The organism is Microbacterium sp. PMB16, from assembly GCF_051294855.1.
GTDB lineage: Bacteria > Actinomycetota > Actinomycetes > Actinomycetales > Microbacteriaceae > Microbacterium.
Map to the genome: position 1 here is coordinate 1284223 of NZ_CP145908.1, position 15839 is coordinate 1300061.

The window sequence follows — 15839 nt, forward strand, 5'->3', positions numbered from 1 at the left end:
CGGGGCTATAGCTCAGGCGGTTAGAGCGCTTCACTGATAATGAAGAGGTCCCAGGTTCAAGTCCTGGTAGCCCCACCCTTTCAACTCAAGAAAAACCCTCACGGGGCCTTAGCTCAGTTGGTAGAGCGCCTGCTTTGCAAGCAGGATGTCAGGAGTTCGAATCTCCTAGGCTCCACAGACGGACGAAGGCCCCCGAGCGAATGCACGGGGGCCTTCGTCCGTCTATCCGGCTGAGAGATTCGGGGAGCCGCCGCAGCGAAGCGAGGACGGCGGAGTCTCCTAGGCTCCACTCAAGAAAATCCCAGGTCGACCGCTCCGCGGACCTGGGGTTCTTTGCATCCGGGGGACGCCACCTCCGTCATGCCCCGCTCGCCTTCTGCCGCCGCGAGTCCAGGTGCCGCGCGATGCCCGCGCGCGAGCGGATTCCGGTCTTCTGCAGGATCCGCGCGACATGGCTCTCGACCGTGCGGGGGCTGAGGAACAGCAGCTCGGCGATCGTCCGGTTCGTGTGGCCCTCGGCCACCAGCTCGGCGACATCGAGTTCGCGGCGGGTGAGCGTCTCGAGGTGCACCTGCTCGGCGGCGGTGGCGATGAGCTGCGCCACCGTCGCCTCGGCGAACCGCCGATACAACACGGATCCGGAGGACTCGAACAGCTCGATGGCCCGACGGGCGTCGGCGACCGCCTCGTCGGTGCGTCCCTCGGCCAGACGCACCCGCGCGCGGAACAGGGTGCCGTGCCCGGCCTGAGACGCATGTGACGAGTCCTCACCCCAGGCGATCGCCGCATCGGCGTGCCCCAGTGCCGCAGCGAGGTCTCCTTGCGCGAGGGCGAGTTCACCGAGGCCGATGTGCTTCTGCGACGCGAAGATGTCATTGCGGTCCACCGCGAGGTCGGCCGGGTCGACCGCGACCCCGACCGCGATGGACGCACGGGCGACGAAGAGTCGGACGATGCGCCGCCACCACCCGATCTGCGGGAGTCCGGCCGCGACCAGGCGGTGGTATCTGGCCATGAACTCCTCCGCCGGGACTCGGCCGGGCGCCGCGACGACCTTCGCCGTGAGCGCCAGAGGTATCGCGTCGGGCCAGTTGTACTTCTCGGCGGCCGCGATGGCCAGTTCGCTGTACTCCTCGGCCTCGTCGCAACGATCGATCGGAATGCACAGGAAGGAGAGGATGAGGTAGAGGTGCGGAAGTACGTGGAAGCGCCCGCGAGACTCGGCCAGGCGGATCGCACGCTCGACGAGTCGCGCGCCGTCGGCGAAGTCGGCGAGGAAGTGCGCGCACCATCCCATCGCCGTGACGGCGTCGATCACCGGCAGCAGCTCCGAGGCGGTGAGTGTCTCGAACCCGGCCTTCGCCACCAGGTATGCCTGACGACCTCTCTCGAGATCTCCGACCCGGAGATGAGACAGGGCGCGCAGGCCGGCGAGGGCGGTTGCATGGCCGGGGCGGGCGTCGTCGTCGTCCAACCAGGTGCGCGAGTCGAGTTCGGCGTCACCGTCGTGCATCACGGCGAGCGTGGCCAGCTCGACGATCACTTCGGGCTCCAAGCGCGCAGCGCCGGCGTCGCGGACGATCTCGAACGCCTCATCGGGTCTGCTCTGGATGCGCAGCGACTGCAGCAGCAGCGCCAGCCCCTCGCCCGTCGGTGTTCCTTCGGCGTGCATGTCGCGCAGCAGTTCCTCGGCCTCGACCGGCCGGCCGTCGAGGAGCAGCGCCCGGGCCAGCAGCAGGTCGCGTTCTCGGTGCGGGATCCGGCGGGTGCGGGTCAGCAGCGCGATGCTGCTGCGCGGCGAGGTGGCCGAGACGATCACCGCGGCGCGGATGACGGTATCGACCTCGTCCGTGGTGAGGTGCGATCCGACATGCTGCAGATGGGCGGCGCGCTCGAGGACGTCGGTGGAGTGCTGCGCCGCGACCCGGTGGGCGCGGTGACGATCGCGCGCGGTCATGCTGCGGTAGGCGGCCGCCCTGATGAACGGATGCACGATGGTCAGCGCATCCGCATCGACGAATCCGCGCCGCGCCAGTCGCTCGGCGGCAGCCGACAGAGCCGCGGCATCCGTCCCGGCGATCTCGCGCAGAGTACGAGGGGCGATCGCGGGGGTGAGTGCGAGCGCGTGCAGCACGGCGAGGGCTTCCGGGTCGAGCGCGCTCAGCTCGCCGCGCAGTGCGTCGCCGATCTCGACGGGTGGGGCGGTCTCCGCATCCGTGAAGTCCGCTCCGTCGAGCCGTGCTTCGGCGAGCAGGCGGAGGAACAGCGGATTACCGCCGGCGAGTGCGATGAGGGTGCCGTCTGCCGGGTGCTCGCCACCGAGGAGGGCGGCGGCATCGCCCGGCTCGAGGGGACCGAGCTGGATCCGCTGCAGCACACCCCCTCCGCGCTCGGCCGCGTGCAGCAGGGAATCGGGGACCGTGCCGCTGCGGAAGCACAGGAGCACGGAGAGGCCTGACACGGCGGGGGCTGCGATCAGACGCTCGAGCACCTCGAGCGCGGCGGCATCGAGCCAGTGCGCGTCGTCGACCACGAGCATACTCGGTTCGGTCGCCAAGGCATCGCGGATGCTGCGCTGCAGCATCCGCGGTGTGTTCTCCTCCAGCAGGATCGGAAGATCGACGTCAAGCAGCTCCTCGATCACCGGACGGATGCCGGCGAGCGGGATGTTCGTGGCCAGCTCATCCGGTCGCGCGAAGAGGACGCGCGCACCGAGGTCGGCGCGGAGGAATTCGCTCACCAGCGCCGTCTTGCCGATGCCGATGGGCCCCTCGACGAGCACCACGTGGGGGACGGCGTCTCGGTGGGTATCCAACTGCGCGCGCAACCGTCCGAGCTCATCGCGCCGACCGATGAACATGTGTCCCCCTCCGTCCCCAACAGATCGAGAGTAGTCGGAAGTCCCGCTCATCGGGGAGTTATCTCGAGTCATTGGACGAACCCCGGTGTTTCTACGGATGTGCCGGTGCGGCTTCGCTTCATAGCCTGTGCCTGAATGTGTCCGCACACCACGTACAGGAATCTCTTGATGACATCGCAGCTACGAACACGCATCACGCGCCTCCTCGGCGCAGTGACCGGCGTCGCGCTCACCGTCGGCCTCAGCGTCGTCGGCATCGCCGCTCCGGCTCACGCAGCCACGCAGGACGGCGTCTACGTCGGGGAGAACAGCCACGGCTACGACATCTCGATCACCGTCTCGGGCGGCAAGGTGACCGATGTCGTCACCTCGTCGACGGCCTTCTGCGGTGTGAACCCGCCGTTCCCGTTCCAGGTCCCGTTCAACGAGATCCCCGCCACCACGATCGGGGCAGACGGGACTTTCCAGGCGAACTGGACGTACGACATCGACGCGGACACGCAGGCCGAGTACTGGCTGGGCGGAACGTTCCACGCCGACGGCTCGGTCACCAGCTCGGGGTCCAACGCGGCGGACATGGTCGGCGCTGGTCTCCTGTGCACCGGCACGCAGTTCACGTATGAAGCGGCGATCGACGGCATCGCGCCGCAGATCAGCGTGTCCCCGAACCCGGCCACACTCTCGCAGATCACCGATCCGAACGGCGTCGTCCGCTTCACCGGGACCGGCTTCGTGCCCGGCAGCACCGTCGGTCTCTTCATCGACGGTCAGCAGGCCACCACCCGCACGGCCGACGCTGACGGCGGCGTCGAGGTGATCCTGTACTGGCAGAACGCCACGGTCGGAGAGCACTCCGCGCGGTTCACGAGCGGTGCCCGCACGGCCGAGACGACCCTGACGATCATCGACGACCCGACATACAACCCGACGGCCTCGGTCGATCCCACGAGCGCGACCGTTTCGCGTCTCGCCGGAGCAGGCGTCGCCGTGGCAGGGGCCGGATTCCCGGCATCCGTTCCGGTGGAGATCACGTTCGACGGCACCAGCGTCGCGACGGTCACGAGCGGCGCGGACGGATCGGTCGCATACGCGCTGACGCGGGCCGGCGTCGCACCGGGCGCGCACACGATCGCACTGACCAACGGACAGTGGTCGGCATCGGCCGCTCTCACGGTGGAAGCGGATCCGGTGGTCTACGACCCCGAGGTCACGGTCACCCCGGAGTCGATCGCGCAGGCTGCGCTCGCCGGCACCGGTGTGCAGGTCGCGGGTACCGGATTCCCGGAGAACGCGCCGGTCGAGATCACGTTCGACGGCACCAGCGTCGCGACGGTCACCAGTGGCGCCGATGGTTCCATCGCCTACTCGCTCACCCGGGCCGGTGTGACGCCGGGCGCTCACACGATCGCGCTGACCAGCGGACAGTGGTCGGCATCGGCCTCTCTCGCGGTGACGGCCGATCCGGTGGTCTACGACCCGGAGGTCACGGTCACTCCGGACTCGATCTCGCAGTCCGATCTCGCCGGCACCGGTGTGCAGGTGGCGGGTACCGGGTTCCCGGAGAACGCTCCGGTCGAGGTGCTCTTCGACGGGGCCGTCGTGACGACGGTCACCAGTTCGGCATCGGGTGCGGTGGCGACGACCGTGGCCCGCGCGGGAATTGCCGCCGGCACCTCCACCGTGCTGCTGCGTAGCGGCCAGTGGGAGGCATCCGACACGGTGACGGTCACCGCTGATCCCGTCGACCCGGCCGAGGTCACCCTCAGCCCGACCGAGATCGCGACCGGAGAACTCGCGACCGACGGAGTGTCGTTGACGGCCGAAGGCCTCGAGGCGGACACCCCCGTCCGCGTGCTGTTCAACGGCGCGCAGGTCGCGGAGTTCACGGCATCCGCCGGTGGGACGGGCGGAGCATCCTTCACCGTCGCCGACGTCGCCCCCGGCACGTACACCGTGCAGCTCGTCGAGGGACCCGGCTTCGCACCGCGCTCCGGCGGCGTCATCGGCGCGCTCGCCGCAGGAGACGTCCTCGGTGAAGCGACGCTGACGGTGACGGAGGACCCGACACCCGGGAACCCGCAGGTGGCTCTGGGCGTCTCGCGCATCGCGACCGACGCGCTCGCCAAGACGGGCGTGCAGCTCACCGGATCCGGATTCACCCCGAACCAGCCCGTGACGGTCACCTTCGACGGCGATCGCGTCGGTGAGGTCGTGGCCGATGCGCAGGGTGCGATCGCCTACACCCTCCGCGTGTCAGGCGTCGCCCCCGGTGCCTATCCGGTGGCTCTCACGCAGGGCGCACTCAGCGCGGACGTGACACTGACCGTCACCGCCGCCTCACAACCGGGCACCCCAGGCCCCGGAACCGGACCAGGTCAGACCGATGGTGGCGGACTCGCCACGACCGGAACGGATGCGATGCTCTGGACCGGTATCGCGGCCGTCGCCCTCGCGCTCATCGCCGCGGGCGGGTTCCTGCTGGTCCGTCGACGCCGCGCATAACCCCTGCCGGCGGTCCCCAGCCGCGGAGCCGTATCCGTCGTCTCGCTCCTCGTGAGCGGGTCGACGGGTGCGGCTCCGTGGTGTTGTGCGCGACACGGCTCGACCGCGAGGGGTCGTCAATGACCCGGGCGTTGGCGTCGCGCGCGTGCACCGAAATCGTCGAGTGCGTTCAGTACCTCGGTCGCTTGGAAGTGACGGTTCCTTCGGCCGATGCTCGATTGCGACAGGACGCCTGCATCGACCAGCTTCTGCACAGACGACGCGGCGGCGGGGAAGCTCACCCCCAACTCACCCGCGACGATCGTGCTCGTCACGATTGGTTGACGAAGCAGCAGCTGCTTGAGCGCATGGGCGGATGAGTCGCTTCGTGCCCGCACCACTTCATCCCACCGAGCGGCGATCCGGGTGATCTCCCTCTCCAAGGAACGACCGTTGGCGATCGCCGAAAACGCGGCTTCCGCCATCGTCTCGATGATCGGGCCCGCGTCGCCCGCACGGAAGGCGGTGAGTGCACGGAAGTAGGCTTCGGTGTCCCCGAGCAGGCCGGCAGAGACAGGGACGGTGACATTCGTCGTGACGTCGGCGGCGCGCAGCATTCCCTGCACGAGGGCACGACCTGTGCGACCGTTGCCGTCCGGGAATGGATGGATCGTCTCGAATTGCGCGTGTGCGATCGCCACCTGTGCAATGACGGGTACATCGGAGCGTCGCGCGAATTCCATCACGTCGTCCATGAGAGCCGGAACACGATCTTGGTGCGGCGGAATGAAATCCGCGGAGTGCGGCGAGATACTGCCTCCCCCGATCCACACCTGGGCGTCTCGCCATCGCCCGACGATCTCGGGATTCGACTTCTGCAAGAGGACACGATGCATGGTGAGAATCGCGTCGGTGTTCAGGTTGTCGGAGAGGGCGACGGCGGCTTCCATCGCCGCAACGTTTCCCACGATCAGTCTGGCATTCACCGATTTCGAGGCTCCGATCTCCGCGAGTGCAACCTGCTTCGCGCTCGCTGTGAGATGCTCCACCTCAGAGCTCGAGGCACTCTCGGTGCGCAGCAGGATTGAGGCAAACGGCGCGGCCAGGGTACCCACCTCGGCGTCGAATCGAGCCAACTCGCGACCGGCGTCGTCGCTCAGGGCGGCGAGGTTCGCAGGGAGTGCGACGTTGAGACCAGCGATGAACGGCGGTACCGCCGCGGCATAGGGGCCCGCGGCAGTGCGTAGGCGGCGTCGCGACGCGACCTCGTCACCTGTGCGTCGCCAGGGTCGTGATTCGATGCCTGTCTCCGGCCAGGGCGCGATCACCCGCTGCCGGTCTCCCTCATCCTTGGACATGAGGTGATCTTATTAAAGTTTAAGCGAAAAGACTTGAATACAGCTTACGACGAGACAGCTCTGGACGCTTTTGCTTCGCGTAAATCAGCCGACAGTCGTCGAGCGACGTTGGATCAGCCGCATCGGCAGGGCCCGCGGATGAGCCCGCGCGCGCGGTATTCAGCCCGCGACAGTCAGATCATGCGGTGCGACGTTCAGCCGTTCGCAGCCCTCGGCCGTCACCACGACGATGTCCTCGATGCGCGCGCCCCACTCGCCGGCGAAGTAGATCCCCGGCTCGATGCTGAAAGCCATGCCCTCCCGCAGCACCAGATCGTTGCCCGGCGCGATGTACGGCTCCTCGTGCACCGAGACGCCGATGCCATGGCCGGTGCGGTGCAGGAAGGCCTCACCCAGACCTGCGTCGGCGAGCACCGTACGCGCCGCAGCATCCACTGCGGAGGCCGTCACGCCGGGGCGCACCGCGTCGACGGCCGCCTGCTGCGCTCGCACGAGCACCGCGATCCGCTCGGCCGCCACCGGGTCGGGCGTGCCGACGACATAGGTGCGGGTGCTGTCCGAGTTGTAGCCGGTCGGGACGGCTCCCCCGATGTCGACCACGACCACGTCGCCGTCTTCGATGACCCGATCGGACACCTCGTGGTGCGGATCGGCGCCGTTCGGACCGGAGCCGACGATCACGAACTCGACCGTGCGGTGGCCCTCGGCGACGATCGCCTCGGCGATGTCCGCAGCAACCTCTCGCTCGGTGCGCCCGGCGCGGAGCCAGCCCGGTACGCGACGGTGCACGCGGTCGATGGCCTCCCCCGCGCGACGCAGCTCGGCGATCTCGTCGGCATCCTTGATCATCCGCCCTTCGCGGAGCACCGGGGTGGCGAGTTCGACGGCGACGCCGAGGCGTTCTGCGAGGGGGATCACATGCAGTGCCGGCAGAGCGTCCGAGACGCCGACGCGCGCCACCGTGCCGACCGCGGCCACGATGAGCGCGTAGGGGTCGTCCCCGTCGACCCAGTCGCTCACGGCCAGACCGAGTTCGCCGACGGCGGTCGATCGCACCTTCGCGAGCTCCATCCGCGGGACGATGACCGCCGGCGCGAACCCCGGGCCGATCACCAGCGCGGTGAGACGCTCGATCGTGTCACCCTCGACGCCGACGAGGTACTGCAGGTCGGGACCGGGACCGACGACGATCGCGTCGAGATCGGCATCCGCGGCGAGGGCGGCGGCACGGTCGAGGCGGGCGGAGTACACGGAGGCGGGGAAGGGCAGGGTGTTCACGGCGTCCACGCTACTGCGCGGTCTCGCCGTTGTCTCCGCCCTTCCAGCCGGACCCGTCCTCGTCAGCTGATCGCGAGACGAATCCGCTCCGAGAGGAGCTTCTTGTTCGCAGATGTCAGCTCCAGGACCGCGTATGCGGTCGGCCACATCGTGCCGTCGTCGAGGTTCGAGATCGGCTCGAAGCCGAAGGTGCCGTAGCGCACCTTGAACTTGCTCGCCGGTTGGAAGAAGCACACGACCTTGCCGTCTTTGCCCCACGCGGGCATCCCGTAGTACGTGCGGGGCATGAGGTCGGGGGCGACCTCGGTGACGAGTTCGTGCAGGTCGGTGGCGAGCTTCTTGTCGGCCGCATCCGACAGCTTGGCGATCGCCTCCTTGAGGTCGGCCTCGCCCTCGGCGCGCTGTTCTTCCGGAGTCTTCTTCGCGCGGGACCGCTTCGCCTTGGCTTCCTTCGCCGCGGCCTGCATGGCCTCGCGCTCCTCAGCGGTGAAGTTCTTCGTGTCCTCGGCCATGACCGATCCTCTCGTTCGTTCTCGGATGCTTTCCTTCAGCGTAGGGAGACGCGTCGGCGCCGTCTTCTCGATTCCTGACCGATCATCCGGATGCCGCCAGAAGGAAGGCCAACTCCGTTGTCCAGGCGGGCCGTCAGCGACCTCGGAGACCATCTGCCCATGATCCCGCTACGGGCAGGCGCCGTCCAGCGCCTGCGTCGCGCTGTTCTGCCTCGCGGTCGGGCCGTGTCCGCTCCGGCGGCTAGGGTGAAGCCCATGGACCTGCGTGTCGCTGCATACGCGGTCGTCACCGATGACGACGGCCGGCTGCTGCTCGCGCGCTGGACCGAGGGGCGACGTGTCGCCTGGACCATGCCGGGTGGCGGCCTCGAGGCCGGTGAGTCCCCGGAGGATGCGGTGCGGCGCGAGCTCCGCGAAGAGACCGGCTACACGGTCAAGGTGGGCGAGCTCCTCGGCATCCACTCCCGCGTGATCCCCGCAGGGCGGCGCGTGCACAAGTCGGCCGAGCCGCTGCACACCCTGCGCATCGTCTACCGCGCCGAGGTCACCGGCGGCAAGCTGCAGTTCGAGACCGACGGCTCCACCGACATGGCGGAGTGGTTCTCGCTGAAGTCGGTGTCCGAACTGCAGCGAGTCAAGCTGGTCGATATCGCGCTGCGGATGGCCGGCATCCTCTGACGCGTCGTGATGCCCAGCGACGGTTCAGCCGCGTGGCTGCTCCGGCACGGAGATGTCGGCGACGATGGCGCCGTATGCGGCGATCAGATCATCGGCCTCGACGAACAGGCTGAAGCCGTGCGCACCCGCACCCATCGCGATGCGCTGGCCCACGATCGACTCGTCGGCATAGATCGGCCAGTCGGTGGTGCTGCCGATCGGCACGATGGTGCCGCGCTCGTATCCGGTGGCGGCGAGAGCCAGCTCCGGCTCCGGCAGCCGCAGTTTGTTGACGCCCACGAGGGCACGGAGCTTCGGCCACGAGATCGAACGGCCACCCGGGATCAGCGCGAACAGGTAGCTGTCGTCGGACCGCTTCACCACGAGGGTCTTCACGATGCTCGACGACGGGATGCCGAGCAGTTCGGCCGCCTCGAACAGGCTGTTCGCGGCGGGACGCTGCTGGATGTCTATCGTCAGGCCGCGTGCTGCCGCAGCCTCCCGCACCCGGACATGCTGATCCCCTCCGGCGCCGGAGGCGACAGAGGGGAGATCAGATGCGGTCACGCGTCGGGAGCAGAGAGCGGGTCGTCGGCAACCCAGAGCTCGTCATCCGCACGCAGAGCCTGCCACGCGGCGTAGAGAACGCCGAGCGCTGCGGCGGCGCCGAGAATGATCGCGACGACGGAACCGAGGCCGGGGCCCGACTTCTGCTTCTTGCCGAAGGCACCGCGAGGTGCCGGGACAGCAGTGCCGTGACGCTTGGCGTTCGCGAAGTCCCAGGCGGTGAGGGCGCTGCCCACGACTCCGCCGACGATCGGAACGACCTTGTCATCGACGACGTGACGACCGATCTTCACACCGCGGTCGACGACCGGGGCGACGCGACGGTTGTACGTGTCCTGAACGACAGGGAGCACCTGCTCGCGTCCGAGATCACCGAGCTGACGGCTGGCCTCGCGAGCGATGTCGGCGGCGTGGCCGACGACCTCCTGCTGCGACTCCCAGAGCTGGGTGGCGTCCTTCTGCAGACGACGCAGTTGCTTCTTCCGCTTGCGGCTGAGGCTCACGATGTTCTCCTGTCCATTGCAGTGCGGGTTCCCCATCTTGCCAGAAGAGGCTGGGTGGGAGTCGGGAAATTGCACACCCTTGCCAACTCGGGGACGGCGTTGTACGGTACGTGCCGCCCGCGGGGGCGGCACGGCGGGCGAACTCACCGGAAGCTCTGCGAGAATAGGGGCATGGCTCACGCTTCCCACGTCGCAACCCTGCACACCAACCACGGTGACATCGTCATCAACCTCTTCGGCGACCACGCCCCGAAGACGGTCAAGAACTTCGTCGGCCTCGCCGACGGCACCCAGGAGTGGACCCACCCCGCCACCGGCAAGCCGGGCGAGGGTGCGCTGTACAAGGACGTCATCTTCCACCGCATCATCCCGAACTTCATGATCCAGGGCGGCGACCCGCTCGGTCAGGGCGTGGGTGGCCCCGGCTACAACTTCGACGACGAGATCAACATGGAGCTCGACTTCAACAAGCCGTACATCCTCGCGATGGCGAACGCCGGCCTCCGCCGGAACGCGATCACCGGCAAGCCCGAGGGCACCAACGGTTCGCAGTTCTTCATCACCACCGACCCGACGCCGTGGCTGCAGGGCAAGCACACGATCTTCGGCGAGGTCGCCGACGATGCCTCCCGCGCCGTGGTCGACGCGATCGCCGCCGTCCCGACCGCTGCCGGCGACCGTCCGGTCGAGCCGGTCGTGCTGCAGTCGATCGACATCGTCGCGGCCTGACGACAACTGCGGCCGATCCGGATGACGACGCCTGAGTTCGCGGACAACCGCGACAACTTCTGCTACCGGCATCCGGATCGGCAGAGCTTCGTGCTCTGTCAGCGGTGTCTGCGCACGATCTGCGGAGAGTGCCAGACGCCCGCGCCCGTCGGCGTCGTCTGCCCCGAGTGCATGAAGGCGGAGCGCAAGAACCGCACGCCCGCGCAGAAGCGCGCTGAGCGCCGCTGGGGCGGCCGCAGCTCAGGCGGTGCGATGGCGATGACGCGCGGCGGCAAGCCGATCGTCACGTATGCCCTGCTGGCAGTGACCTCTTTCATCGGTCTGGTGCAGCTCATTCCCGGGCTCGACGGGCCCATCAGCCAGGCGCTCGCCTTCTACGCGCCCTATCTCTATCCGAGCCTGTCACTCCTCCCGTTCGAGCCTTGGCGGCTCCTCACGGCCATGTTCGTGCACGGCGGCTTCATCCACCTGGCCCTGAACATGCTCGCCCTGTGGATGCTCGGGCAGAACCTCGAGCCCCTGCTGGGACGCGCCCGCTTCCTCTCGCTCTACCTGATCAGCGGGCTCGGCGGTTCTGTCGCCGTGGCGGTCATCGCTCCGGACACCGCGACGGTCGGCGCATCCGGCGCGATCTTCGGCCTCATGGCCGCATTGCTCATCATCGGTCGGCACCTCGGCGCCAACGTCACCGGTCTGCTCCTGATCCTCGGTGTGAACCTCGTCTACGGGTTCCTGTTCGCGCAGAACATCGCGTGGCAGGCGCACCTCGGCGGGCTCGTCGTCGGCGCGCTGATCGCCTTCATCTTGACTCGCACGAAGCGCCGCGAGCAGCGGATCTGGCAGATCGTCCTGCTCGCCGCCGTCGTGGTGGCGCTGCTCGTCGTCGTCGCATTCGTGCCGCCGCTCATCCTTTTGTCCTGATCCACGGTTGTTAACAGGGTTATCAACCCCTGTGAATAACACCGGTGTAATTCTCCCCAGGCTGTGCACAAGGTTGTGGATAACTCCGTGGGGTTGCTCGGGGGACGGTCGCAGTGACGTTCCCTTCGCTCGCAGAGCGGGTTCCCTCCGCGCTTCGCGGGCCCCTCCCGATGCTCACTCCGGGAACGTCCCTGCGACCTTCGGTCGGACGGGCCGTGATGCACGCCCTTGCGACAGGACTGAGTCAGGATAAAGCAAAAGGCCCCTCACGGAGCGAGGGGCCTTTCGGAAGCGAAGGGGCGGGTCAGCGCCAGCGGGTGGTCATCAGGAAACCGATCAGGGCGATGCCGAGGCCGATGGCCAGGTTCCAGTTGTCGAGCCCCGGGATCGGGAACTGCATGCCGGAGATGTAGAAGACCAGGATCCACACGAGCCCGAGCAGCATGAAGCCGATCATCACCGGCTTGAACCACACGGCGTTGGGAGCGGCGTCGCCTTCGGCGCGCTCGACGACGGGTTCTTCGGTTTTACGCTCACGTGCCATTCCGACATTCTACCCATGCGCCCTCCGCCAACCCATACCTTCGTCTACTGTTCAGCGCCGAGCGGTAAGATCGCGCCATGACTGCATCCGTCGCGCCTGGGGGGCGTCGCCCGCGACGAACGCGTCCGCGGTCCCGTGCGACTTTCGCGAGCGTCCTCGGAGAGCTCCTCCTCACCGCAGGAGTCCTCGTGCTCCTCTTCGTGGCGTGGCAGATGTGGATCGGCGACATCATCATCAGCGCGCAGAAGAACGACGAGGGTGCGGCGATCTCGCAGGAGTGGGCACAGAATCCGCCGCCGAAGCCTCCGCCGCTGGTGAAGGCAGACGACGGCGCCACCTACTACGAGCCCGTCATCCCGAAGGCTCCTGCCGACGCGGAACAGCTCGGCCAGATGCACATCCCGCGCTTCGGCGCCGACTACAACTACGGCATCTACGGCGGCACGAGCCGCGCCCGCACGCTCGATCAGAAGGGCATCGGCGTCTACAAGGACTCGAAGATGCCGGGTGAAGTCGGGAACTTCTCGATGGCCGGCCACCGCACGACCTGGGGCAAGCCGTTCAACCAACTCGACAAGCTCCAGCTGAACGACGCGATCGTCGTGGAAACGCCCGACGGCTGGTACACGTACCGCTTCCGCACCTTGGAATACGTCAAGCCCACGCAGACCGACGTGCTCGCCGACGTGCCGCAGATGCCGGAGCAGCAGACCGGCGAGCAGTACATCACGCTCACCGCCTGCTCGCCGCTGTACTCGCTCGCCGAGCGCATCGTCGCCTACGGGGTGTTCGAGAGTTTCCAGCCGCGCGCAGAAGGACCGCCCGCTGCACTGACCGATCCGCCGCCGCCTCCGGCCGCGCCATCCGTGTAGTCATGCGCACCGACGAGGAAGAGGTCTGATGTACGCCGCAATCTGGCGCCTGCTGCCCGGCCCGTGGTGGCTGCGGCTGCTCATCGTGCTGGTGGTCATCGCCGCCGTGCTCTACGGACTGTTCTGGTACGTCTTCCCCTGGGTGAGCCCCATCATCACGCCGGGCGAGGTCGACGTCGAATGACGCGAGTGCTCGTGGTCGACAACCACGACAGCTTCGTGCACACCCTGGTCGGCTACCTGCGAGAGCTCGGCGCCGACACCACGATGATCGAGTCGGATGCGACGGATGCCGCCGAGCTGGAGCACCTTCTCCCCGCCTACGACGCCGTCCTGCTCTCCCCCGGACCCGGGACGCCCGCCGACGCCGGTGCGTCACTCGACACGGTCCGGGTCGCCGCCCGCCTGCGGATGCCGCTGCTCGGAGTGTGCCTCGGACACCAGGCGATCGGCGAGGTGTTCGGCACCCCGGTCGGTGAGGCTCCTGAGCTCATGCACGGCATGGTCTCCGCGGTGACGCACGACGGCTCGGCGCTCTTCGCCGGCATCCCGTCGCCCTTCGACGCGGGCCGGTACCACTCCCTGTCGCTGCCGGCATCCGCCCTCCCCGCTGCCGTCACGGTGACCGCCTGGACCGACACCGGCACGGTGATGGCGCTCGCGCACCGGGATCTGCCGATCCTCGGGGTGCAGTTCCACCCCGAGAGCGTGCTCACCGAAGGCGGCTACCGGCTGCTCGCGAACTGGCTCGAGCTCTGCGGTGACGCGGATGCCGTGGCGCGCTCTGCGCGGCTGCATCCGCTCGCCCACTGAAGCGTCGACAGACTCGTCGAGGCGAGAGAGCTACTCGCCGGTGCAGAACCTCAGCTCGACCGGGGACCCGATCGGCACATCGCCCGGAGCGACCGACATCGAGTCGACCGTCGCCGGATCGGTGGCCCGGCAGTCGGCCAGTTCCACCGGGGTCGCCGTGAGGCCGAGGTCGGTCAGGTTGGCGGTCGCGGCATCCACGGTCCACCCGGCGAGGTCGGTCAGCGTGACCTTGCCGCTGGCCACGACGAGATTGATGACCGTCTTCGGTGCGACCTCGTCTTCGGCCTTCTCGCTCGCCGAGATCACGGTGTCGGCCGCGAGAGACTTGTCGTTGCGTTGGATGACCGTGCCGAGTTCGAGCCCGGCATCCGTGATCGCCTTCTTCGCGTTGGCGAGCGACATACCCTCCAGTGAGGGAACGACCACCTGCTCCTCGCCAGAGGAGACGTAGACGGTCACGGTGTCGCCTTCTTCGACCGCGACACCCGGCTCGGGATCGGTGCGGATCACGTTGCCGTCGGCGATGTCGGAGTTTGCTTCGACGACCAGGGTGGCGCTCAGATCGAGTTCGGCCAGCTCGTCCTGGGCGCGCTCCGCGGAGACGTTCACCAGGTCGGGGACCGTCCGCGACGAGCTGGGCACGTCAGATGGCTGCATGCTGATCGTGTAGACCCAGAACAGCACCGAGGCGAGCAGCACAGCCAGGAGCGCCACTCCCGCCCAGATCCACGCGACCGGCGGGCCGGACTGCGTGCGGGTCATCGTGGTGTCGGTGCTGAGCTGACGCAGCGAACGCGCCGTCTCCTGTGCCTGACGAGGGCTCGGTCCGTACAACTCGCTGGTGAGCGCGCCGACCTGCTTGCGAGTGGGAGCGGCGCCGGTGAGCGCCGAGTCGAGAGCGGCCCGGAAGTGCGCGGCATCCGGATACCGCTGGTACGGGTCCTTCGCGAGAGCGCGCAACACGATCGGGTCGAGGGCGCCGGGTGCGTCTTCGTTCACCTCGGTGGGCGGCACCGGGGTCTCGCTGACGTGCTGGTACGCGACGGCGACCGGCGACTCCCCACGGAACGGCTGGCGACCCGTGAGCAACTCGTAGAGCACGACGCCCGTGGAGTACAGGTCGGCGCGAGCGTCGACCGGCTCGCCCTTGGCCTGTTCCGGCGAGAAGTAGGCCGCCGTGCCGATGATCTGCGTGGTCTCGGCGACGGTCGAGGAGGAGTCGGACACCGCGCGGGCGATGCCGAAGTCCATCACCTTGACCTGGCCCTTTTCGGTGACCATCACGTTGCCCGGCTTGATGTCGCGGTGCACGACGCCGGCGCGATGCGAGTAGTCCAGCGCCTCGAGGATGCCGTCGACGTAGCGCACGGCGTCTTCCACCGGCACCGGGCCCTGGGCGATGATGTCCTTCAGGAGGGTGCCGCTGATGAGCTCCATCACGATGTACGGCGGTTCCGTGTCGGATGCCGCGGCTCCACCCGACGGGGCGGACGGGTCGCCGGCGTCGAAGACGCGCACGATCGAGGGGTGCGACATGCGCGAGGCGGCCTGCGCCTCGAGGCGGAATCGCGTGCGGAACGCCGTGTCGCGAGCCAGGTCGGGGTCGAGGATCTTGATGGCGACCTGTCGCCCGAGGGTCAGGTCCTGCCCGCGGTACACCTTCGCCATGCCGCCGTGCCCGATGAGCTCGTCGACGCGGTAACGACCCGCGAGAACGCGTGGCTCTGTGGACACGGACTACCCC

15 protein-coding genes and 2 tRNA genes are annotated in these 15839 nt (G+C 68.2%); 9 read left to right on the top strand and 8 right to left on the bottom strand.

Annotated elements, in window-relative coordinates; translation table 11 throughout:
• The first annotated feature begins 1 nt into the window (after position 1).
• A tRNA-Ile gene (locus V5D55_RS06120) sits at positions 2–75 on the top strand.
• A 27-nt stretch (positions 76–102) separates the two neighbouring features.
• Positions 103–175: transfer RNA gene (locus tag V5D55_RS06125), tRNA-Ala, on the top strand.
• Positions 176–358: 183 nt separating this feature from the next.
• On the opposite strand, the gene V5D55_RS06130 is transcribed toward V5D55_RS06125, so the two are convergent.
• Positions 359–2860, bottom strand: a complete 2502-nt coding sequence (locus tag V5D55_RS06130) for an AAA family ATPase (protein WP_435748488.1) — start codon at positions 2858–2860, stop codon at positions 359–361.
• A 168-nt stretch (positions 2861–3028) separates the two neighbouring features.
• On the opposite strand from V5D55_RS06130, the gene V5D55_RS06135 reads away from it, so the two are divergent.
• Complete coding sequence (locus V5D55_RS06135) at positions 3029–5362, top strand: LPXTG cell wall anchor domain-containing protein (protein ID WP_435748489.1); 2334 nt, start codon at positions 3029–3031, stop codon at positions 5360–5362.
• A 116-nt stretch (positions 5363–5478) separates the two neighbouring features.
• Here the strand turns inward: V5D55_RS06135 and V5D55_RS06140 are convergent, their stop codons facing one another.
• From V5D55_RS06140 to V5D55_RS06150, 3 genes are all read right to left on the bottom strand, one after another.
• The gene (locus tag V5D55_RS06140) at positions 5479–6477 is read right to left on the bottom strand and encodes a Fic family protein (protein WP_435748490.1); all 999 of its coding nucleotides are present in this window, start codon (positions 6475–6477) and stop codon (positions 5479–5481) included.
• A gap of 381 nt (positions 6478–6858) precedes the next feature.
• Positions 6859–7977: a M24 family metallopeptidase gene (locus tag V5D55_RS06145; protein WP_435748491.1), complete on the bottom strand. Its 1119-nt coding sequence runs from the start codon at positions 7975–7977 to the stop codon at positions 6859–6861.
• Positions 7978–8039: 62 nt separating this feature from the next.
• The gene (locus tag V5D55_RS06150) at positions 8040–8489 is read right to left on the bottom strand and encodes a hypothetical protein (protein ID WP_435748492.1); all 450 of its coding nucleotides are present in this window, start codon (positions 8487–8489) and stop codon (positions 8040–8042) included.
• Between the two features lie 255 nt (positions 8490–8744).
• Here V5D55_RS06150 and V5D55_RS06155 point away from each other — a divergent pair, with 255 nt between their 5' ends.
• Entirely contained in the window at positions 8745–9167 is a 423-nt protein-coding gene (locus V5D55_RS06155) for an NUDIX hydrolase (protein WP_435748493.1), read from the top strand.
• Positions 9168–9191: 24 nt separating this feature from the next.
• Here V5D55_RS06155 and V5D55_RS06160 read toward each other — a convergent pair whose 3' ends face one another.
• Both V5D55_RS06160 and V5D55_RS06165 read right to left on the bottom strand, forming a co-directional pair.
• Positions 9192–9653: an aminoacyl-tRNA deacylase gene (locus tag V5D55_RS06160; protein ID WP_435749268.1), complete on the bottom strand. Its 462-nt coding sequence runs from the start codon at positions 9651–9653 to the stop codon at positions 9192–9194.
• Positions 9654–9709: 56 nt separating this feature from the next.
• Complete coding sequence (locus V5D55_RS06165) at positions 9710–10216, bottom strand: DNA helicase (protein ID WP_435748494.1); 507 nt, start codon at positions 10214–10216, stop codon at positions 9710–9712.
• Between the two features lie 171 nt (positions 10217–10387).
• Between V5D55_RS06165 and V5D55_RS06170 the strand changes: the two genes are divergently transcribed.
• Positions 10388–10945 (top strand): peptidylprolyl isomerase, encoded by a 558-nt coding sequence (locus V5D55_RS06170; RefSeq protein WP_307378274.1) that lies wholly within the window; start codon positions 10388–10390, stop codon positions 10943–10945.
• A 21-nt stretch (positions 10946–10966) separates the two neighbouring features.
• Positions 10967–11866: a rhomboid family intramembrane serine protease gene (locus tag V5D55_RS06175; protein WP_435748495.1), complete on the top strand. Its 900-nt coding sequence runs from the start codon at positions 10967–10969 to the stop codon at positions 11864–11866.
• A gap of 304 nt (positions 11867–12170) precedes the next feature.
• Here V5D55_RS06175 and V5D55_RS06180 read toward each other — a convergent pair whose 3' ends face one another.
• Complete coding sequence (locus tag V5D55_RS06180) at positions 12171–12410, bottom strand: cell division protein CrgA (protein ID WP_046014658.1); 240 nt, start codon at positions 12408–12410, stop codon at positions 12171–12173.
• Positions 12411–12487: 77 nt separating this feature from the next.
• Here V5D55_RS06180 and V5D55_RS06185 point away from each other — a divergent pair, with 77 nt between their 5' ends.
• From V5D55_RS06185 to V5D55_RS06195, 3 genes are read left to right on the top strand one after another with little or no spacing between them, the layout of a single operon-like run.
• A complete protein-coding gene (locus tag V5D55_RS06185; RefSeq protein WP_435748497.1) occupies positions 12488–13282 on the top strand; it encodes a class E sortase in 795 nt (264 codons plus the stop codon).
• Positions 13283–13310: 28 nt separating this feature from the next.
• A complete protein-coding gene (locus V5D55_RS06190; RefSeq protein ID WP_307378266.1) occupies positions 13311–13466 on the top strand; it encodes a hypothetical protein in 156 nt (51 codons plus the stop codon).
• Positions 13463–14095 carry an anthranilate synthase component II gene (locus V5D55_RS06195; RefSeq protein ID WP_435748498.1) on the top strand — a complete coding sequence of 211 codons (633 nt, stop codon included), beginning with the start codon at positions 13463–13465 and terminating at the stop codon, positions 14093–14095. Before V5D55_RS06190 ends, V5D55_RS06195 begins: the two co-directional genes overlap by 4 nt.
• Before the next feature lie 30 nt (positions 14096–14125).
• Here V5D55_RS06195 and pknB read toward each other — a convergent pair whose 3' ends face one another.
• On the bottom strand, positions 14126–15829 hold the full coding sequence (gene pknB / locus V5D55_RS06200) for a Stk1 family PASTA domain-containing Ser/Thr kinase (RefSeq protein ID WP_435748500.1): 1704 nt from the start codon (positions 15827–15829) through the stop codon (positions 14126–14128).
• Positions 15830–15839 lie beyond the last annotated feature (10 nt).

Coding starts and splice junctions, on each gene's coding strand:
- V5D55_RS06130 (WP_435748488.1), bottom strand. CDS start 2,860: ATGTTCATCGGTCGGCGCGATGAGCTCGGACGGTTGCGCGCGCAGTTG.
- V5D55_RS06135 (WP_435748489.1), top strand. CDS start 3,029: ATGACATCGCAGCTACGAACACGCATCACGCGCCTCCTCGGCGCAGTG.
- V5D55_RS06150 (WP_435748492.1), bottom strand. CDS start 8,489: ATGGCCGAGGACACGAAGAACTTCACCGCTGAGGAGCGCGAGGCCATG.
- V5D55_RS06155 (WP_435748493.1), top strand. CDS start 8,745: ATGGACCTGCGTGTCGCTGCATACGCGGTCGTCACCGATGACGACGGC.
- V5D55_RS06170 (WP_307378274.1), top strand. CDS start 10,388: ATGGCTCACGCTTCCCACGTCGCAACCCTGCACACCAACCACGGTGAC.
- V5D55_RS06175 (WP_435748495.1), top strand. CDS start 10,967: ATGACGACGCCTGAGTTCGCGGACAACCGCGACAACTTCTGCTACCGG.
- V5D55_RS06180 (WP_046014658.1), bottom strand. CDS start 12,410: ATGGCACGTGAGCGTAAAACCGAAGAACCCGTCGTCGAGCGCGCCGAA.
- V5D55_RS06185 (WP_435748497.1), top strand. CDS start 12,488: ATGACTGCATCCGTCGCGCCTGGGGGGCGTCGCCCGCGACGAACGCGT.
- V5D55_RS06190 (WP_307378266.1), top strand. CDS start 13,311: ATGTACGCCGCAATCTGGCGCCTGCTGCCCGGCCCGTGGTGGCTGCGG.
- V5D55_RS06195 (WP_435748498.1), top strand. CDS start 13,463: ATGACGCGAGTGCTCGTGGTCGACAACCACGACAGCTTCGTGCACACC.